General features: G+C 33.0%; 13 protein-coding genes. 10 read left to right on the plus strand and 3 right to left on the minus strand.

Annotated features, from left to right (window positions below; all coding sequences use genetic code 11):
- Positions 1–81 precede the first annotated feature (81 nt).
- The 7 genes from FN795_RS03640 to FN795_RS03670 all read left to right on the plus strand — a co-directional run bounded on the left by FN795_RS03640 (position 82) and on the right by FN795_RS03670 (position 9,110).
- Complete coding sequence (locus FN795_RS03640) at positions 82–1,725, plus strand: OstA-like protein (protein WP_142449840.1); 1,644 nt, start codon at positions 82–84, stop codon at positions 1,723–1,725.
- A 95-nt stretch (positions 1,726–1,820) separates the two neighbouring features.
- On the plus strand, positions 1,821–3,014 hold the full coding sequence (locus FN795_RS03645; protein WP_142449417.1) for an aspartate aminotransferase family protein: 1,194 nt from the start codon (positions 1,821–1,823) through the stop codon (positions 3,012–3,014).
- Positions 3,015–3,275: 261 nt separating this feature from the next.
- Positions 3,276–4,670, plus strand: coding sequence for a tetratricopeptide repeat protein (locus FN795_RS03650; protein WP_142449418.1), 1,395 nt, complete (start codon positions 3,276–3,278; stop codon positions 4,668–4,670).
- Positions 4,671–4,672: 2 nt separating this feature from the next.
- Positions 4,673–5,422: a shikimate dehydrogenase family protein gene (locus FN795_RS03655; RefSeq protein WP_142449419.1), complete on the plus strand. Its 750-nt coding sequence runs from the start codon at positions 4,673–4,675 to the stop codon at positions 5,420–5,422.
- Positions 5,423–5,488: 66 nt separating this feature from the next.
- A complete protein-coding gene (locus FN795_RS03660) occupies positions 5,489–6,238 on the plus strand; it encodes a lipid A phosphoethanolamine transferase (protein WP_142449420.1) in 750 nt (249 codons plus the stop codon).
- Between the two features lie 282 nt (positions 6,239–6,520).
- Positions 6,521–8,509 (plus strand): DUF349 domain-containing protein, encoded by a 1,989-nt coding sequence (locus tag FN795_RS03665; protein ID WP_142449421.1) that lies wholly within the window; start codon positions 6,521–6,523, stop codon positions 8,507–8,509.
- A gap of 181 nt (positions 8,510–8,690) precedes the next feature.
- Positions 8,691–9,110, plus strand: a complete 420-nt coding sequence (locus FN795_RS03670; protein WP_142449422.1) for an OsmC family protein — start codon at positions 8,691–8,693, stop codon at positions 9,108–9,110.
- A gap of 74 nt (positions 9,111–9,184) precedes the next feature.
- On the opposite strand, the gene FN795_RS03675 is transcribed toward FN795_RS03670, so the two are convergent.
- On the minus strand, positions 9,185–10,453 hold the full coding sequence (locus FN795_RS03675; protein WP_142449423.1) for a tetratricopeptide repeat protein: 1,269 nt from the start codon (positions 10,451–10,453) through the stop codon (positions 9,185–9,187).
- A 41-nt stretch (positions 10,454–10,494) separates the two neighbouring features.
- Positions 10,495–13,137, minus strand: a complete 2,643-nt coding sequence (gene gyrA / locus FN795_RS03680; RefSeq protein WP_142449424.1) for a DNA gyrase subunit A — start codon at positions 13,135–13,137, stop codon at positions 10,495–10,497.
- 258 nt (positions 13,138–13,395) lie between these two features.
- Between gyrA and FN795_RS03685 the strand changes: the two genes are divergently transcribed.
- The 3 genes from FN795_RS03685 (at position 13,396) to FN795_RS03695 (ending at position 18,068) form a co-directional block, all read left to right on the plus strand.
- Positions 13,396–15,942: an ATP-dependent Clp protease ATP-binding subunit gene (locus FN795_RS03685; protein WP_142449425.1), complete on the plus strand. Its 2,547-nt coding sequence runs from the start codon at positions 13,396–13,398 to the stop codon at positions 15,940–15,942.
- Positions 15,943–16,082: 140 nt separating this feature from the next.
- On the plus strand, positions 16,083–17,450 hold the full coding sequence (gene rimK / locus FN795_RS03690; protein WP_035648442.1) for a 30S ribosomal protein S6--L-glutamate ligase: 1,368 nt from the start codon (positions 16,083–16,085) through the stop codon (positions 17,448–17,450).
- Positions 17,451–17,549: 99 nt separating this feature from the next.
- Positions 17,550–18,068: a DUF421 domain-containing protein gene (locus FN795_RS03695; RefSeq protein WP_142449426.1), complete on the plus strand. Its 519-nt coding sequence runs from the start codon at positions 17,550–17,552 to the stop codon at positions 18,066–18,068.
- Positions 18,069–18,128: 60 nt separating this feature from the next.
- Here the strand turns inward: FN795_RS03695 and FN795_RS03700 are convergent, their stop codons facing one another.
- Positions 18,129–21,011 carry an ankyrin repeat domain-containing protein gene (locus tag FN795_RS03700; RefSeq protein WP_142449427.1) on the minus strand — a complete coding sequence of 961 codons (2,883 nt, stop codon included), beginning with the start codon at positions 21,009–21,011 and terminating at the stop codon, positions 18,129–18,131.
- Between the last annotated feature and the right edge of the window lie 109 nt (positions 21,012–21,120).

A 21,120-nucleotide genomic window follows, 5' to 3' on the forward strand; every position in this document is an offset into this window, starting at 1 on the left:
CTAAGGTTGTATCCTTTTTCATAAATTTGACAAAAATTTAATCAATTGAAGAAATCACTCTTTTTCATATCTTTTTGTCTGATGTTCTTAACTGCGCAATTTGGTTTTGCACAGGCATCAAAAAATAAGCCGGGAACTAAAAAAATAATTATCGAGAACGCTGACTTTTCTGATGTCAACCAGGAAATAGCGCCAGATGCGGTTTTATTAACTGGAAATGTAAAAATAAATCACGACGGAGTAGTTTTAACTTGTAATAAGGCTTATTTTTTTCAAAAAGAAAATTACTTAAAAGCTTTTGGAAATGTACAATTGGTGCAAGGTGACACTTTATATCTGAACAGTAAATATGCTGAATATAACGGAAATTTTAAGAAAGCTTTTGCAACGGGAGATGCAGTAATGACTTCGCCAGATGCAACTTTACAAACTGATACTATTAATTTTGATCGAAATGTTCAACAGGTTTTTTACAACACCAAAGGGACAATCGTCAATAAAGACAATACTTTAGTAAGCAAATCAGGGCGTTATTTTGTTGCAGAGAAAAAGTTTCAGTTTTTGACTGAGGTAACAATTACAAACCCTAAATATGTTATTAAATCCAATCATTTGGATTATTACAGTAATTCCGGACATACTTATTTACTTGGTCCTTCGACAATCACAAGCAAGGCCAATTATATTTATACTGAAAAAGGTTTTTATGATACCAAAAAGAACCTTGCGCACTTCCTTCGAAAATCATACATAAAATACGATGACCGACGCATTGAAGGCGATAGTTTGTATTATAACCGAAATACCGAATTTGCATCGGCGACGCGAAATGTAAAAATAACCGATTCCATAAATCGCGGTATCGTAAAAGGTCATTATGCTGAGATTTTCAAATTGAAAGATTCAATGTTTGTGACCAAAAGAGCTGTAGCAGTGAATTTTGTTGAAAATGATTCAGTTTACATTCATGGACAAAAGTTAATGGTGACTGGAAAAGAAGGCGAAAGAATTTTGAGAGCATTCAAAAATGTCCGTTTTTATAAAACCGATATGAGCGGTAAATGCGATTCTATTCATTCGAACTCAAAAACAGCATTGACAAAATTGATTGGAAATCCGATTTTATGGAGTGGAGAAAGCCAGATAACAGGCGATGTTATGCATTTAATTGGCGACAACAACACAAAAAAAATAGATTCTTTAAAAGTGCTCAATAATACTTTCCTGATTTCTAAAGATACATTAGGCACCGGATACAATCAAGTAAAAGGGCTTAACTTATTTGGAAAATTTAAAGACGGAAAACTTCATGATGTAGATATAGTCAAAAATACCGAAGTTATTTATTACAGCCGAAATGAGCAAAACGAGCTTGTTGGAATTGATAAAAGTGTCAGCAGTAAAATCAATCTGATTTTAGAAGACAATCAAATTGAAACACTTACACTGTTTAACAATGTGGACGGTGATTTATACCCAGAGGCCGACTTGCCCGAAAATGCTCGTAAACTAAGAGGAATGCGTTGGCGTGGTGACGAACGTATTAAATCCAAAGACGATATTTTTACCGCCGAAGATAATGAACTGAATGAAAAATTAATTCAGGAAGGAAAAGATCAGGAAGAAAAAGATAAAAATGTCCCAATGAAAGTCAGGAAAGAGACTTTGAATTATGACAAGAAAAAACCGACTGTAAAGACAGAGGCAAAACCTAAGAAAAAATAATTTTCACTCGCAATTTTCAGTTTACAAAACTTAACCTAAGCCTAAAATTAAAACCTTAGAACCTTAGTACCTTTGCTACTTAGCACCTTAAAAAAATGAATCCAGATTTTATAAAATATCAGGCACAAACTTCTCCTTATCCTTTAGGAATGGAAGTTTCTCACGCCATTGGCTCTTATATTTACGACACAAACGATAAAAAATATTTAGATTTTGTTGCAGGCGTTTCTGCCTGTACACTAGGACATCAGCATCCGCGTGTAAATCAAGCGATAAAAGATCAGTTGGACAAATATTCGCACGTAATGGTTTATGGCGAATATTCGCAAAGTCCGGCTGTACAATATTGTAAATTAATGGCTTCGCTCCTTCCCGAATCGTTAAACAAAACGTATTTGGTAAATTCAGGTACAGAAGCTATCGAAGGAGCCTTAAAATTAGCAAAAAGAACCACAGGACGCAGTCAATTGATTTCTTGTCATAATGCTTATCACGGAAACACAATGGGTTCAATGAGCGTTATGGGATTTGAAGAACGCAAACAAGCCTTTAGACCTTTATTGCCAGATGTTGATTTTGTAACTTTCAACAATGAAGAAGATTTACAAAAAATAACCACCAGAACTGCAGCAATTCTGTTAGAAACCATTCAGGGAGGTGCTGGATTTATTCAGCCTCATGATAATTATCTGCAAAAAGTCCGCAAACGCTGTGATGAAGTTGGCGCATTAATGATTGTGGACGAAATTCAGCCTGGTTTTGGAAGAACAGGAAAACTTTTTGGTTTTCAAAACTATGATGTTGTTCCAGATATTGTCGTAATGGGAAAAGGTATGGGTGGCGGAATGCCTGTAGGAGCTTTTACAGCATCAGCAGAAAAAATGGATCTTTTAACCGAAAATCCTAAACTCGGTCATATTACTACTTTCGGAGGTCATCCTGTCATTGCGTCAGCCTGTTTAGCCACTTTGCAGGAATTAACTGAAACAAATTTAATGGCAGAAACGCTGGAGAAGGAAAAATTGTTCAGATCACTTTTGGTACATCCTTTGATTACAGAAGTAAGAGGAAAAGGATTAATGTTGGCAGCTATGACAGAATCGGCTGAAATTACCAACGAAGTCATTTTAAATTGTCAGGACAAAGGACTGATTTTATTTTGGCTTTTATTCGAAGGATGTGCAATTAGAATTACGCCTCCTTTAACTATTTCTGAAGATGAAATCAGAGAAGGCTGTTCAATAATACTGGCAGTTATGGACGAAATTTTAAAAAAGAATAACAAATAAAATTTTATTCGTTTTTTTGCTTTTGTTAATCGACACAGAATATTAAACAACAGATTTACAATCTATTAAAATCGAGATTGCAATCTAAAAAATAATTAAAACGAAGCTAATCCCTTAAGAACAAAGGAGATTTCTTCCCAAAATAGAATAAAAAACACCATATTTTGTTAATTAAATTGTTCAAAACAATTAATTCTCTTTCCTTACAACAATTATATGGTTGCCTAAATTTATAACAGGCTAATTTCAAATAGAGAAAGTATGCAATTAAGCAACGAAGAAGAAGATTATAACCTATCCCTATCTAAATTTGAGTCGATGTTAAAAACTAACAAAGTACTCTTTTTTGATTCTGAAGAATTCGAAGAAATTATTCTTCATTATTTAGACATAGGTAAGGCTAATTTAGCAAAAAAGGCCTTAAAACTTGCATTAGATCAGCATCCAAAATCTACAGGCTTAAAATTAGTACAAGTAGAAATGCTGGTTTACGACGATAAACTCGACATCGCTGAAAAGCTTTTAAACGAGTTGTATGCAATTGAACCCAACAACGAGGAAATTTATATCCAGAAAGCTAATATTTGTTCCAAAAGAGATCAACACGAAAAAGCCGTAGAATTACTTAAAATTGCCCTGCAATATACAGATGACTATGCTGATGTGTACAACTTGATTGGAATGGAATATCTTTTTATGGATAATCTTGAGATGGCTAAAGACAGCTTCATCAAATGTCTTGAAGAAGACTTAGAAGATCAATCGGCTTTATATAACGTAGTTTACTGTTTTGAATTTTTAGATCAAAATCAGGAAGCTATCATTTATCTTAACGAATACATCAACAGAAATCCGTATAGCGAAATTGCCTGGCATCAGCTGGGACGCCTTCATTATGGCATAAAAGAATACGAAGCTGCCATTCGAGCTTTTGATTATGCCACACTGATTGATGACGAATTTTTAGGTGCGTTTATGGAAAAAGCAAAAGCTTACGAACGCCTTAAAAAATACAATGAAGCAATTGAAAGCTACAATCGTACAATCGAGTTAGATGATGCGACTTCATATGCATTATTGCGTATTGGTAAATGTTATGAAAAACTTGGAAATGCTATAAAAGCACTTCAATACTATAATCAGACCGTTCATGAAGATCCGCTTTTAGACAAAGGCTGGATTGCCATTACCGATTTTTATGTTCGCCAGAAAAACTTTCAAAAAGCTTTATTTTTTGTAAACAAAGCATTGGCAATCGACAATCAAAATCGTTTGTATTGGAAACGTTACGCAACGATTAACAAACAAATGAACTTTTTTGAAGAAGCTGAATTTGGATACAGAAAAGCCGTGGAATTTGGAGATTATGCTTTAGACACCTGGTTATTTTGGGTTGATATTCTTCAGTTTTTAGGTGAATTTGAAAGCGCTATTCAGACTTTATTGCAAGCAACTGAATATTTTCCTGAAGAAAACGAAATCGAATATCGTTTGGCAGGACTGTATTTCATGATTCAGGACAATACAAAAGCAAAATTTCATTTAAGCAATGGCTTGCGATTAAACTTTGATAATTATATTTTGATCGAAGATTTATTTCCGGTTGTCTGGTCGAAAAAAATGGTTAAAAATTATATTGAAAAACATAAGAAATAAGAATGATTGATACTTTAAAAAGACGTTTCGGTTTATTAGGCCGTAATATAAGCTACTCTTTCTCTAAAGGATATTTTACCGAAAAATTTAATAATGAAGTTTTTGCCGGAAATACCTATGAAAATTTCGACATTTCTGAAATCAGCCATTTCAAGGGTTTGCTTAAAAACAACCCTGATTTGAAAGGTTTAAATGTAACGATTCCGTACAAAGAGCAAGTTATTCCTTTTTTAGACAAACTTTCAACAAAAGCAAAACTGATTGGTGCAGTAAATACAATTAAATTCACCAAAAAAGGAAAATTAAAAGGCTACAATACAGATTATTATGGTTTTAAAAAATCATTAAAACCTCTCTTGGAGCCTCATCATAAAAAAGCATTAATTCTTGGAACTGGAGGAGCATCAAAAGGCGTAGCTTTTGCACTTGATGAGCTTGATATTCCTTATACTTTTGTTTCCAGAGAAGCCAAAGAAAATATCATCGATTATGATTTAATCAATGCCACCACTTTTGATAATTTTCAAATCATAATCAATTGTACACCAGTAGGAACAAGCCCAAATATTGAAGCTTGTCCAGATTTGCCTTATGAATTCTTTACCGACAAGCATATTGCTTACGATTTGATTTATAATCCAGCTGAAACTCAGTTTATGAAAAACGCTAAAGAAAAAGGCGCAATCATAAAAAATGGTTATGATATGTTAATTTTTCAAGCCGAAAAAGCCTGGAAAATTTGGAACAAATAAAAAAAACATTCAAAATTAAATATTAAAGTATTTTTCATAACTTAGACTACTCATTAATAGCTAGTTATGAAAAATATTCTACCACTTTTCTTATTAGGTTTTTTTGTAAATATCGGAGCATATGCTCAGGGAACAGAAGTTGAGGAAAAAATTCCGTTTACTGAACCGCGTTTTAGATACTATCTCCAAACACTGCTTTTTTATAATGAATACTTGGACACCGATAATGGTTCCTTTAATACCACCCAAGTCCGTGCCTTAGTCCCTATTGGCAGTAAAGCATGGAATTTACGATTTGATCTTCCTGTTGTATCAGCAAATACAAACGAACAAAACAAAACAGGACTAGGTGATGTTGGTGCAGGTATCAGTTACATACCTTATATGCAGAATCACCAAGGTATAGCGGTAAGAGCGAGAGTTTATTCCAATTCCGCCACAGATCCGGCCTTTGGATCCGGAAAATGGGTATTTATGCCAGCCTTTTTTTATGGTCGTTATTTTAATGACAAAAAATTTTTATGGATTTCATCTATTGAATACCAGCAGAGTTTTGCTGGATCAAGTGAACGCAAGGATGTCAGCATTGGTGTTCTAGAAAGCGTATTTTTTCATTTTTTTGGAAAAAACTGGGTAGCTGGTGACGTAGCATTAAGATACAATAGCACTATAAAAGGCTATCAAAATAATGCTTATGTAGAATATGGAAGAAAAATAACTCCAACCAATTTAGTGTACATTCATCCAAGTGTTGCATTTGGAGGTGATAAAACCTACAATTGGGGGCTCGAAGGCGGAGTTCTTATTTTATTTTAAACTGTTTTTATTTATAGCAAATACTAAAGTCTGATTTCATTTAAGATATAATCATTTTGGCATTCATTAAGCTTAATCTGTTTTTTAACTTAATTTATTCTTTATTTTAAATTTACATATATTTCAAGAAAAGGATAAAAAGACTGTCTCATCTATACAATGTAATTCTATAAATTAAGGATTTCATCGTAAAATAGGTTATAAACAAGTGATTTATTTTGTATTTAGAAACACCTTTACTATCTTTCGCACTGTTAAAAGTAAAAACCTTATACATTTAAAATGTTAGAAGAAAAGAATGATAACCTGCAAGAAGCAGACGGAAAATTAGGAATCGACACTACTGATTCTATTCAAGAGAACGCAATTGAAGAAACATTGGGTACAGAAGAAACTACTGAAAATTCAGTTTCAGAAAAAGAAACTGCAGCAGAAGAAATAACAACCGAAGATGATCATCAAGATGCGTTAGATGCCATCACAAATTCTAATGCTGAAGAAGGTGAAGATGAGACGCTAAAAGAGCGTCATGATATTCCTATGCAGGATTATGATACTTTTTCATTAGATGCACTTGTTGATGAGCTAAAAAAACTGATTCAGACAGATAAAGTAATGTCTGTTAAAGATCATATCGAAGAAATTAAAAAATCATTTTTACTACAATACAATCATTTAATTGAAGAGAAAAAAGAGGAATTCAATGCTTCAAAACAAGATCCGAATGAAGAATTTGAATATCATTCTCCTTTAAAATCTAAATTTGATGAATATTATAATGTTTTTAGAGAAAAAAGAAATGTTCATTTTAAACATTTACAAACTAATTTAAAAGCAAATTTAGAAAACAGACTTGCGATTGTTGAAGAACTCAAAGAACTTATAAATCCACAGGAGAACATCAAAGATACTCTTAAGCACTTTAATGAACTTAGAGAGAGATGGAAAAATGCCGGAGCAATTCCAAAAGATAAATACAATCATGTTTGGAATAATTATCATTTTCACGTAGAAAATTTTTATGATTATTTGCATTTAGACCGCGAAGCGAGAGATTTAGATTTCAAATACAATTTGGAACAAAAACAAAAAATCATCACACGTGTTGAAGAATTAGCTAACGAAACTGATATCAGCAAAGCATTTCGTGAATTGCAGGATTTACACAGAATCTGGAAAGAAGATATTGGTCCTGTTTCAAAAGAACACCGTGATGTCATTTGGAACAAATTCAGTGAACTGACTAAAAAAATTCACGACAAGAGAGAAGTATTGTTTGAAAGCCAAAGAGCTAACGAACAGCAAAATCTTGAAATTAAAAAAGAAATAATAGGCAAAATTGAAGTTTTAGGAACTGAAAAAGTCAATTCTCACTCGCAATGGCTTGTACAGATTCAAAAAGTTGAAGCATTGAGAAATGAGTTTTTTGCAGCCGGAAAAGTGCCTTCGGATGTAAATGAAGAAACCTGGGCAGCATTTAAAACTGCTGTTAGAAATTTCAATGCATTTAAAAATTCGTTTTACAAAGACATTAAAAAAGATCAAAACGATAATTTAAATAAAAAAATGGCTTTGGTTGCAAAAGCCAAAGAATTACAGGAAAGTACTGATTTTGGCAGCACTACTCCGATCATGAAACAAATACAGGAAGAGTGGAAACAAATTGGTCACGTTCCAAAAAAATATTCAGATAAAATCTGGAAAGAATTTAAAGATGCCTGCAACCATTATTTTGACAAATTAAAAGAACATAAATCTGAGGAAAATCAGGATGAAGTTGCGGCTTTTGACAACAAAAAGGCTTATTTAGACATTTTACGAGCATACCAACTTACTGGAGACCACAAAACAGATCTAGATGCCATTAAACAACACATTGAAATCTGGAAAGGTTACGGAAAAGTACCTTTTTCAAGACGTCATATCGAAGGAAAATTCAATAAAATCCTTGATGCGCTTTTTGAAAAATTAAGTTTAAGCAAAAAAGAAAGCGAGATGATGCGTTTTTCTAATCGTATTGATTCGCTTTCTGACAGCAATGATACACGCAAATTAGATAATGAAAAGATCTTTATAATGCGTAAAATCGAAGAAGTTCAAAATGAAATTTTTCAATTAGAAAACAACATTCAGTTCTTTACGAATACTAAAAACGCTAAAAAAGAAAACTCAATTGTTCTTGAAGTGCGTAAAAACATTGCAATCCATAAAGAAAGCCTTGATGTATGGAAAGACAAATTAAAACAGCTTCGTAATTTAAATCAAGAATAAAACTCGATTTAAATAATTATAAAAGGTGTAGTGATAAATTCATTACACTTTTTTTTTGCAGTTGACTTTCTGATAACAAATTGATAAAACAACACTTCGAAATAATGCTTATATTTGATAGATTGATTACAACTGACAATCAATACTTTAAATATATTTTATTAATCAAAATACTCAAATAATGAAATTTACAAGAAAAGCACACGCCAACTGGCAGGGAACTGGCATGGAAGGAAAAGGAACAATAAGTACACAAAGCACAACTTTAGATAATGCACAATTATCATTTAAAACAAGATTTGCTGATGGTGTTGGAACAAACCCAGAAGAACTTGTTGCTGCTGCTCATTCGGGCTGTTTTACGATGCAATTAAGCTTTTTGCTGAATGAGGCAGGTTTTACAGCTGATGATTTAACCACAGAAGCGACAGTAACTTTTGAAGATGGAACCATAACACTAATCCACTTGGAATTAAAAGGAAAAGTACCTTCAATTTCTTCAGAAGAATTTAACACCATAGCGGCAAAAGCAAAGGAAATTTGTCCAATTTCCAAGCTTTTAAATACGACAATAACATTGAATGCAACTTTAGAAAGTTAAATAAAATTTTAATGCATAAAAAAAACCATCGGCCTAAGCCGATGGTTTTTTTTTATATAAATTCAGGTTTTTTATTATCCTTTAGCTTTCAATGCTTTAGCTTCAGCTGTCATTTCAAGCGCACTGTAAACTCCTAATAATGTCTTTTTAACATCATCATTTTGAGGATCTAATTCGTTCGCTTTTTTAAGGTAAGGAATTACGCTTTTGAAAACACCTTCTCTTTGCGCTTTTAAGACATCATAACGCTTCATATCTTTAGCTGAAGTACCTAATTTATTCATTTCGTCAATGATTGGTTTTTCAGCCTCTAATTTCAAAGCAGCTATATTAATATAAGCATTTACATAATCAGGTTTGATTTCAATTGCTTTAGCATAATATTTCTCAGCATCAGCTGTATTTTTAGCATTAGCACTGATTACTCCTAAATTGAAAATCAAATCCGCATTGTTAGGATCTTTCTCTAAAGCTTCGCTAACTAATTTCTTGTATGTATCGAAATCTTTAGTTTCAAGATACAAGTTAGCCTCTGTAAGAATCAAAGAAGTATCTTCTGGATTTGTTTTTCTTGCATCAGCAATTGCTTTTTTAGCCTCTTCAATTTTTCCTTTTTGAACTAAAATTAAAGCTAAGTTTTTGTAGATTTCTCCTCTTTTAGAAGGAACTGCTTCCGTTTTAGGTTTTTCGTGAGTTCCTATTTTTACCGCTAAATCTCTATCTTTTGCATTAGCAAAACCATCTTCGCTTCCTGAAATCTTATTTACTGCAGTATAAAGAGTTCCTTTTCCTGAGTAATTTAGTTTTTTCAATTCTTCATACATTGGTAAAGCAGTATCATAATCTTGAGCATTTACAGCTGTAGAAGCTGCGTAGTACAAGTTAATTGTATCATTTTTATCTAATTGATAAGCATCATATAATTTTTTTGCACTTTCATTGTGTTTATTAGCTTGCGAATCAGCAATAGCTGAATTGATTAATTTTCCTTTAATCTCTGTAATTGAAGAAGCAGCCTGAGTTGAATACTTTTGTTTTCCAGAAGCTTTTTCAACGTCAATCAATGTTTTGTAGCTTTCAGCAGCAGCAGATAAATTTTTACCTTCTTCAACTTTTTTATTCGCTAAATCCAAGTAAGCATTCCCTTTAACAAAATAGTATTGAGCCTGCTCAACATCTTTAGCATTTGTTACTAAATTTTCAGCATCTTTTAATATTGCAATTGCTCCTTGAGCATCTCCGCTTTTTAAAGCTTTCTCAGCATTTTTGATTTGATCTTTCTGAGCAAAAGTTGCTGCTGAAATCAATAATGCTGAAGCAAGTAATAGATATTTACTTTTCATAATATTCAATTTGTATATTTAATTTTAATTTTTCTTTTTTATTATTCTTCAGATTCCTCCTCATCAGATTCCTCTTCTTCGTCCTCAACTACATCATCAGCATCATCATCGTCATCTGCTGTTCCGTCATCCTCAAGAACTTCATCAAGATCTGGCTTAACTCTTTCTATTCCAGACTCAACAATATTTCCATCTTCATCAACAACAACCTCTTCAGCATCATCTTTCATTACTTTTGTAACTGCTGCGATAGAATCTTTTCCTTTTAAATTGATCAATCTAACACCTTGAGTTGCACGTCCCATAACACGTAAATCCTCAATCGCCATTCTGATTGTCAATCCTGATTTATTGATAATCATTAAATCATCAGCATCTGTTACAGCACTAATAGAAATTAACTTACCTGTCTTTTCTGTAATATTAAGCGTTTTAACCCCTTTACCTCCACGGTTTGTAATTCTGTAAACATCTTCACCATCGTCGTCAACTAATTTTGTACGTTTTCCGTAGCCGTTTTCAGTTACAACTAAAATTTGTGATTCAGAAATATCATTTTTATCAACTGTAACCATTCCGATTACTTCATCCGTTTCGTCTTTCAATGTAATTCCACGAACTCCAGAAGCTGTTCTTCCCATCGGACGTGTTTTAGTTTCTTCAAAACGAACTAATTTACCAGATTTAACAGCTAAGATAATTTGGCTTTCTCCATTTGTCAACTGAGCACCAAGCAACTCATCGCCTTCTTTAATTGTAATAGCAGCAACACCATTCACACGAGGTTTAGAATATTTCTCTAAAGAAGTTTTCTTAACCTGTCCTTGTTTAGTTACCATTACAAGATTATGTGTATTGATATAATCTTTATCTTTTAAATCTTGTGTACAAATGAAAGCTTTTACTTTATCATCGCTTTCAATGTTTACTAAATTCTGAATTGCTCTTCCTTTAGCTGTTTTACTTCCTTCCGGAATTTCGTAAACACGCATCCAGAAACATTTTCCTTTTTGCGTAAAGAACATCATATATTGGTGGTTGGTTGCAACGAACATATGCTCAAGAAAATCCTGATCTCTTGTTCCTGCACTTTTTTGTCCAACTCCTCCTCTATTTTGAGTTTTATATTCAGTAAGATTTGTACGTTTGATGTAACCTGCGTGAGAAATCGTAATTACCACATTTTCATCGGCAATTAAATCTTCAATACTTACATCTCCACCAGAATATTCAATCTGAGAACGACGAGCATCACCATATTTATCACGAATTTCAATTAATTCTTCTTTAATTAAATCTGTTCTTAAATTAACGTCTGCTAATAAAGCTTTCAAATGCTCAATTAATTTCATTAATTCGTCAAACTCAGCTCTTAGTTTATCCTGCTCTAGTCCAGTTAACTGACGAAGACGCATTTCAACAATTGCACGAGCCTGAATATCAGACAACTTAAATCTTTCGATTAATTTCTCTCTTGCTTCATCTGTATTTTTAGACCCTCTGATTAACGCAATTACTTCATCAATATTATCAGAAGCAATAATTAATCCTTCTAAAATATGCGCTCTTTCCTCGGCTTTACGCAATTCAAACTGCGTTCTTCTCACAACTACCTCATGACGGTGCTCAATAAAATAGTGAATCATATCTTTTAGATTCAACAATTGAGGACGTCCTTTAACCAATGCAATGTTATTTACACTGAAAGAAGATTGTAATGAAGTATATTTATATAAGGTATTTAAAACTACGTTTGGCGTAGCATCACGTTTTAAGATATAAACGATACGCATACCATTTCTATCCGATTCATCACGGATATTGGCAATACCTTCAATTTTTTTCTCGTTAACCAAATCAGCCGTACGTTTGATCATTTCGGCTTTATTGACCTGATATGGAATTTCAGTAACAATGATACATTCTCTTCCGTCAACTTCCTCAAAACCAACTTTAGCACGCATTACGATACGTCCTCTTCCTGTTTTGAAAGCCTCACGAACACCTTCGTATCCATAAATTACACCTCCAGTTGGAAAATCTGGAGCTTTTACATGTGTAATTAATTCATCAATTTCAATATCGTTATTATCAAGATACGCTAATGTACCATTGATAACTTCTGTTAAATTGTGTGGAGGCATATTTGTTGCCATACCAACTGCAATACCAGTTGCTCCGTTCACTAATAAAGTAGGAACTCTTGTAGGCATTACTTTTGGTTCATATAAAGTATCGTCAAAGTTCAATTGAAAATCAACTGTTTCTTTTTCGATATCTGCCATAATATCCTCAGATATCTTACGCATTCTAGCCTCAGTATAACGCATTGCTGCCGGACTGTCACCATCAACAGACCCAAAGTTACCCTGACCATCAACTAATAAATAACGCATACTCCATTCCTGAGCCATACGAACCATCGCATCATAAACTGAAGTATCTCCGTGTGGGTGATACTTACCCAGAACCTCTCCTACGATTCTTGCAGATTTTTTGTGGGCAGATCTTGAAGTTACACCTAAATCATACATTCCGTAAAGAACTCTTCGGTGCACTGGTTTTAAGCCATCTCTAACATCCGGAAGTGCTCTCGATACAATTACTGACATCGAATAATCGATGTAAGCTGATTTCATTTCATCCTCAATGTTAATAGGAATTAACTTTTCTCCTTCAGACATAAGTTGTTATGTTTAAATAATTATATTAGTTTCAAAGCGTGCCAAGATACGTTTTTTTGAAATTTTTTCAGCTATTTCCTTACACTTATTTCAATGATTTATTAACAACTTTATTTTCGGTTTTAGTTAATAAATTAAGCGTTTTTTAACTCTTTTATTGTTATTTTTTTTGTCAATTAGCTGACAACAGATCTCAATAGGTATGATTTTTGTTTTTCAACCAGTAAATAATTAAATTTACATTACGAATTCTATATTATGGATGATAATTTTTCACCAAGAGTAAAAGATGTTATTACATACAGTAAGGAAGAAGCTCTGCGTCTGGGGCACGACTTTATTGGTACTGAACATCTGATGCTAGGCATTTTAAGAGATGGTAACGGAAAAGCTATTCATATACTTAATAACCTAGCAGTTGATTTAGATCATTTACGCAGGAAAGTAGAAATACTGAGTCCAGCCAATCACAGCATTGAGATAAACACTGAAAAGAAAAACCTTCATCTTACACGCCAGGCCGAAAGAGCCCTTAAGACAACATTTCTTGAAGCAAAAGTATTTCAAAGCTCATCGATTAGCACGGCACACCTGCTTCTATGCATCTTACGAAACGAAAACGATCCAACAACCAAGCTATTGAATAAACTAAAAATAGATTATGACATAGCTAAAGAACAATATCTAAACATGACGCCAAACGAAGAAGAATTTTTAGAAAACTTGCCACGAAACGAGTCATACAATGACGATTCAGGACAAGATGACAGTCTTAAAGAAAGCAGTTTTAATAATCCCGCCAATAAGTCAAACAAAAAATCTAAGACTCCGGTGTTAGATAATTTTGGGAGAGATTTAACAGAAATGGCTGAGGAAGGAAAACTGGATCCTGTCGTAGGACGCGAAAAAGAAATTGAACGCGTTTCTCAAATTTTAAGCCGAAGAAAAAAGAACAACCCGCTTCTTATCGGAGAACCTGGAGTTGGTAAATCTGCTATTGCAGAAGGACTGGCTTTACGTATCATCCAAAAGAAAGTATCTCGTATTCTTTTCAACAAACGTGTTGTGACTCTTGATTTGGCCAGCTTAGTTGCCGGAACAAAATACAGAGGCCAATTTGAGGAAAGAATGAAAGCCGTAATGAACGAGCTTGAGAAAAATGATGACATTATTCTTTTCATTGACGAAATTCACACTATTGTAGGTGCTGGTGGAGCAACAGGTTCGCTTGATGCTTCAAACATGTTCAAACCTGCTTTAGCGAGAGGCGAAATTCAATGTATTGGTGCTACTACTCTTGATGAGTACAGACAATATATCGAAAAAGACGGCGCCTTAGAAAGACGTTTTCAAAAAGTAATTGTAGAACCAACTTCTGTTGAAGAAACAATCGCTATTTTGAACAATGTAAAAGACAAATACGAAGATCACCACAATGTAACGTATACTCCAGAAGCTATTGAAGCTTGTGTTAAGCTAACAAACAGATATATGTCTGAGCGTTTCTTACCAGACAAAGCTATTGATGCTATGGACGAAGCTGGATCTCGTGTTCACATTACTAATATTGATGTTCCAAAACAAATTTTGGATTTAGAACGTCAATTGGAAGAAGTTCGCGAAATGAAGAACATGGTAGTTAAAAAACAAAAATATGAAGAAGCTGCCAAACTTCGTGATGATGAAAAACGTATCGAGAAAGACCTTGCTTTAGCTCAGGAACAATGGGAAGAAGATTCTAAAAACAACAGAATTGAAGTTACAGAAGACAATGTAGCCGATGTTGTTTCGATGATGACCGGAATTCCTGTTAACCGAATTGCACAAACGGAAAGCAACAAATTGGCTCAATTACCTGAATTGATTCAGAATAAAGTAATTGGACAAAATGAAGCTGTTCTTAAAATTGCACGTTCTATTCAACGTAACAGAGCCGGACTTAAAGATCCGAACAAACCAATTGGTTCGTTTATTTTCTTAGGTCAGACTGGTGTTGGTAAAACACAATTGGCGAAAGTTTTAGCAAAAGAATTATTTGATTCTGAAGATGCATTAGTTCGTATCGACATGAGTGAATACATGGAAAAATTTGCAATCTCTCGTTTAGTTGGTGCTCCTCCGGGATATGTTGGATACGAAGAAGGTGGTCAATTAACCGAAAAAGTTCGTAGAAAACCATATTGTGTTGTTCTTTTAGATGAGATCGAAAAAGCGCATCCAGATGTATTCAATATGATGCTTCAGGTTTTAGATGACGGATATTTGACAGATAGTTTAGGTCGTAAAATTGACTTTAAAAACACTATCATTATCATGACATCTAACGTTGGCGCACGTCAATTGAAAGATTTTGGACAAGGTGTTGGATTCGGTACTGCAGCAAGAACAGCTCAGGCTGATGAAAACTCAAAAAGCATTATCGAAAATGCATTGAAAAAAACTTTTGCTCCTGAGTTCTTAAACAGAATTGACGACGTAATCGTATTTAATGCATTGGAAAAAGCTGATATTGATTTGATTATCGAAATCGAATTGAAAAAACTTTATTCTCGTATTGCTGAGTTAGGTTACAAATTAAGCTTAACAGACAAAGCAAAAGCATTTATTGCTGAAAAAGGTTTTGATAAGCAATTTGGAGCCAGACCATTGAAAAGAGCAATTCAGAAATACGTTGAAGATTTGTTAGCTGAAGAAATCATCACTTCAAAAATACATTCTGGTGATGAAATCATGATGGATTTAAAAGATGATTCACAAGAATTATCGGTAGAAATTCATAAAGCTGAAGAGCCGACAAATCAATAAATTAGTTAAAATTTATAACACAAATAACTTACCCGTTACGTTTTCATAACATAACGGGTATTTTTTTTTGTAAAAATCACTATCTTTAGTAAAAGCAAATAGCTACTTTTGAATTTAAATTCTATAATAAAAATTAACGTATGCTTCAACACAAAGTCATTTTAGGCAGCGAAGAATGGTGCTCATTTCCTGAACTCGGAATCCCAACGATTAAAGCTCGTGTCGATTCTGGTGCCAAAACTTCGGCAATGCACGCTATCAACATAGCTCCTTTTATAAAAAATGATGCCAATTGGGTAAAATTCGATATTAATCCAATTCAGAATAATATTAAAACTATCATTCATTGCGAAGCGCCGCTGGTGGATAAAAGAATTGTAAAAAGCTCAAGCGGTTTTAGAGAACATCGTTATGTAATTCAGACAAGCATTAAAATTGGCGATTCAAAATGGCCGATCGAAATGACTTTGACAAATCGAGATTCGATGGGTTTTCGCATGCTTTTAGGGCGTGAAGCCATGAGCGGACGCGTATTAGTTGATCCTGAAGAAAAATATCTATTAGGACAACCTACACCAGAATCTCTTAAGGAATTATATCAAAACTCCGAAAAAGCCAGTTCTGGTTTACGAATTGGACTTTTAGCCAGCAATCCAGAATTGTACAGTAATAAAAGAATCATGGAAGCCGGCGAAATGCGCGGTCATGAAATGCATTTTTTAAACATCAAGGAATGTTACATGAAACTGGACGCTAAAACTCCGGAAATTCACTACAGAGGCGGAAAAATATTAAATCAATTTGACGCAATCATTCCTAGAATAAGACCAAGCATTACTTTTTATGGTTGCGCATTAACACGCCAATTCGAAGCGTTGAAGGTTTTCGTTTTAAATTCGGCTACAGCTATAACACAATCACGAGATAAATTATACTCGTTACAATTACTTTTGAATAGCGGAATTGATATCCCAACAACCGGATTTGCTAATTCTCCGCTTGATACAGACAACTTAATCAAGATGGTTGGCGGTTCACCTCTAATTGTAAAATTATTAGAAGGAACACAAGGTAAAGGGGTTGTTTTGGCCGAAACCAAAAAAGCTGCAGAAAGTGTTATCAATGCTTTTAAAAGTTTAAATGCAAATATTCTGGTTCAGGAATTCATTAAAGAAGCCAATGGAAAAGATATTCGTTGTTTTGTAATTGACGGAAAAGTAGTTGCAGCGATTCAGCGTGAAGCCATGCCTGGCGAATTTAGAGCCAATATTCACTTGGGCGGTACGGCATCAGTTATAAAAGTAACCGCAGAAGAGAAAAAAATCGCAATTAAAGCAGCAAAAGCAATGGATTTAAAAGTTGCCGGTGTTGATATTATTCGTTCTTCTAAAGGACCGTTATTACTTGAAGTAAACTCTTCTCCTGGTCTTGAAGGAATTGAAGGCGCCACAAACAAAGACGTTGCCGGAGAAATGATCAAAGCAATTGAAAAGAATTTTAAACTATAATTAAGTTCATTTAAACTTAATTCTGTATAAATAATTTAGCAGCTTTGTCGAAGTTTTAACTTTGGCAAAGCTTTTTTATTTAATTTTAAAATAAAAAATATGGCTTTTCCTTATTTAGATATTGTTTTACGTAGTATCGCCGTTTATTTTTTCATGACGATTGCTTTAAGAATCTTTGGAAAAAAAGAACTTTCGCAATTGAATACCGCCGATGTAATTCTGATTTTATTAATTAGCAACTCCGTTCAGAATGCCATGGTCGGCCCTGATACAAGTTTGACTGGCGGTTTAATTGCAGCATTAGTATTATTCATAATCAACTTCATCATCAAAAAACTGACTCACAAATACAAGGTTTTTGGAGATTTATTATTGGACAAACCTGAAATCTTAATTCACGACGGAAAATTAGACTTCAAAGCACTTAGCAAACTAGACATTTCGCATGACGAATTAAAAGAAGCCATGAGAGAACACGGAATAGAATTCTTTAAAAATGTAAAACTGGCAATGCTCGAAATTGACGGAACAATCAGTATTATTTCTGAGGATGAAAAAAATCTAAAACAAACACATTACAAACGAAAACATAATCGTAAAAACCTTCAGAATTTTTAATACAAAAAGCTGATTTCAAATTGAAATCAGCTTTTAATCTAAACTATACTATAATATATTTTACAATAATTGTCTTCTTTTTTGAATTATACCAATAAGTTCGACAAGTTCTTTCTGATTATTTTCTGATGCAATGTCGATACAAGATTTTCCAGCTCCAGTTTTTATCTCAAAATCAGCACCTTTATCTAATAAAAACTTAAAGATATCTTTAAATCCAAAATAAGCAGCCAAATGTAATGGAGACAAACCTTTATTATTTAATGAATTAATATCACTTCCTAAATCAACAAGTAACGATATCATATCCTTAAAGCCTTTCATTACAGCAATATGTATTGCCTCGTCTCCATCTAGGTCTCTTGATTTAATATCGGCATCATTCGAAATCAACATTTTAACCATTTCCTTCTGATTCAAGTTTGCACACAATACTAATGGAGTAATGCCACTGCTATCTAAAACATTAGGATTAATTCCTTCTTCTAGTAAGATACGAACACATTCTTTACTACGTGTATAACAAGCCATATGCAGCAATGACTCACCTTCATTACTCATTGTGTTGATATTTGCGCCATTTTGAAGTAGCAATTCTAAAAGATCATGCTGTCCATTATTAGCAATAAAATGAATTGGCAGTAATCCATCAGCATCTGCGATACTTAAATCAGCACCATTACTTACAAGAAACTTAAACATTTCTTTTTGAAAATTAGATGCCGCCAAATGCAGAGCAGTTTGATTATGTTTGTCTGTATAATTAACATTTACTCCATTTTTAACAACAAACTTAGCCAATGCTATCATACCCATTTTAGCAATGTAATGCAGAGGAGTCCTCCCCATATCATCAACATATGTTATATCAATGTTCCCGCTTCTCACCAATGTTTCAGCAATACCACGGCAACCATTTTTACAAGCGCGCATGAACGCTGCGTCTAAATCATCACCATCCATTACAATACTAACATTTGATTTTTCTATAATTGAAAGAATACTCCTCTTGTTAGATGTTAAAGCTATTTTGTAAGGGCTTTTTCCTTGATCATCTTCAATATTACAATCAGCATTGTTAGCAATTAAAAACTTAACAAGTTCTATATCATCATACATTACAGCATAATGTAATGGTGTACAATCTGTTTTGTCTTGTATATTTACACTAGCGCCTAATAAAATCAAATGTTTCAAAATTGGAATATTTTCACAATATTGAGAACTTACCGTAGAGCTACTGCTAAAAAACGGTGTGCGCAGATGGTTATTGAGAGCAGCTAGATCTGCTCCTTTTTCAACAAGTAGGTTTATACTATTAATCGTATTTGACATATTACAACAACTCAATATATGAAGAGCAGTATTGCCATATTTATCCATTGCCTTAACATTTACACCAATTTCAATAAGATAATCTATTAACTTAAAATCTTGTTTCTCAAAGGCAATATGCAATAAAGTTTTCCCATAATCATCTGCAACATTAAAATCAGCCCCAAATTCAAAAAGAACATCCAAAACTTCGATATTAGAATTTTTACAAGCAGTCATAGCAAATGAAACACTTTTTTCACCGCATAAAACTTCTAAATCTGCACCTTTATGTAAAAGATGACGAACGATCCTTCCAGTAGTATTTTCGCAAGCATAATATAAAGGTGAATTATCCGAAAAATCAAATTTATTAATATCAATACTATCGCAATTCAATAAAGCATCAATAAAAAGATCGTCCTTGTTTTCTTCAGGCGGAACAACTTTATCTTTTCCTCTTGAATCAAAGCAGTTTTTAAAATCATTTAAAGCATCATGCAATAATGTTTTACCTGTATGTGTTTCGATTTCATTTACATCAGAACATTTTTCTAAAATCATATCATAAAAAACCCTTTGATACTGATTCAAATTAAATCTTTTCAAAGTGCAAATTTCCTCATAATCAAAAACAATGTTTTCTCTGAAGAAAAGAGGTAGTAACTCCATCAAATCATCATGCAGATCATTAAAGCAATAGATTTCCAAAATTTTTTTAATGTAAAAAAATGCATTTATATCATTTTGAACATTTTTAAGTTTGAAGCCTTCTTCAAGTAATATTTCAATTACTTTAGACTGCATGGAAGAAATAGCCCTAGTAAGATAATCAAATTTATAGTCATAACTACGATCTTTATCTTCATAAATAAATTTTTCATTTATGTCGACACCTAGATCAATTAATAATCTTATGAGTTTAATGTTTTTATTATTTATTGCTTCAATAAATTGACTATTTAACGATTTACTTTCATTTAATGAAACTAAATCACTTACTTCTTTAGAAGAACTTTCATCTTCATTTTCAATCACTTTTTTCCCATCAGTCAATTCAATTTCGGCTTTTTCTAGTATTGATACCATATCAAGTCTTTGACTTTGTATTGCATAATTTAATGGAGTAACATTGTATTTATCAGGTTTATTAAAAAGAGCATTTTTTTCAAGAAGTTTTTTAACAATGCTTAAAAGATCATTTTGTACAGCAAAATGCATTGCTGTTTTTCCTATATAGTCACTAGAATTAAGTTCAGCTCCTTTTTCAATAAAAAAAAATGCTACTTCCTCTTTCTTTTCTGTAATAACATCTGATAAAACAGATCGTAAATTATTATTAAGCGAATTTATATTTGCATTCGCACTTAATAATATTTTTACGGTTGATAAATGTCCCATCATTGAAGCTCTTGCTAATGGTGTACGGGCATTTGAATCAAGAGAATCAACTAATGCCCCCTTTTCTATTAACCAAATAACCATATCATCATATCCTTTAGCAGCTGCAATTGAAAGTACAGTTCTACCAGCTCCATCTGTACATTCTAAATTGACATCTTCACTAAATAACATTTTTACTTCTTCTAGCTTGTTATTTGAACATAATTTAAAAAAATCCGCACTCATTCTATTATATTTTTTTAATTATTTACTCTTAATAAATTAATTCCACATACTCTTCTTCATCTTTCAAAGATTATTATTTGTTATTAAATAATTTCACAAAAGTCTTTTT

This window comes from Flavobacterium resistens (genome assembly GCF_900182645.1).
Lineage (GTDB): Bacteria > Bacteroidota > Bacteroidia > Flavobacteriales > Flavobacteriaceae > Flavobacterium > Flavobacterium resistens.

Bases quoted from the DNA above. Each gene is read 5' to 3' on its own strand.
- FN795_RS03650 (WP_142449418.1), top strand. From the start codon at position 3,276: ATGCAATTAAGCAACGAAGAAGAAGATTATAACCTATCCCTATCTAAA.
- FN795_RS03640 (WP_142449840.1), top strand. From the start codon at position 82: ATGTTCTTAACTGCGCAATTTGGTTTTGCACAGGCATCAAAAAATAAG.
- FN795_RS03645 (WP_142449417.1), top strand. From the start codon at position 1,821: ATGAATCCAGATTTTATAAAATATCAGGCACAAACTTCTCCTTATCCT.
- FN795_RS03675 (WP_142449423.1), bottom strand. From the start codon at position 10,453: ATGAAAAGTAAATATCTATTACTTGCTTCAGCATTATTGATTTCAGCA.
- FN795_RS03665 (WP_142449421.1), top strand. From the start codon at position 6,521: ATGTTAGAAGAAAAGAATGATAACCTGCAAGAAGCAGACGGAAAATTA.
- FN795_RS03660 (WP_142449420.1), top strand. From the start codon at position 5,489: ATGAAAAATATTCTACCACTTTTCTTATTAGGTTTTTTTGTAAATATC.
- FN795_RS03670 (WP_142449422.1), top strand. From the start codon at position 8,691: ATGAAATTTACAAGAAAAGCACACGCCAACTGGCAGGGAACTGGCATG.
- FN795_RS03700 (WP_142449427.1), bottom strand. From the start codon at position 21,011: ATGAGTGCGGATTTTTTTAAATTATGTTCAAATAACAAGCTAGAAGAA.
- gyrA (WP_142449424.1), bottom strand. From the start codon at position 13,137: ATGTCTGAAGGAGAAAAGTTAATTCCTATTAACATTGAGGATGAAATG.
- FN795_RS03655 (WP_142449419.1), top strand. From the start codon at position 4,673: ATGATTGATACTTTAAAAAGACGTTTCGGTTTATTAGGCCGTAATATA.
- FN795_RS03685 (WP_142449425.1), top strand. From the start codon at position 13,396: ATGGATGATAATTTTTCACCAAGAGTAAAAGATGTTATTACATACAGT.
- rimK (WP_035648442.1), top strand. From the start codon at position 16,083: ATGCTTCAACACAAAGTCATTTTAGGCAGCGAAGAATGGTGCTCATTT.
- FN795_RS03695 (WP_142449426.1), top strand. From the start codon at position 17,550: ATGGCTTTTCCTTATTTAGATATTGTTTTACGTAGTATCGCCGTTTAT.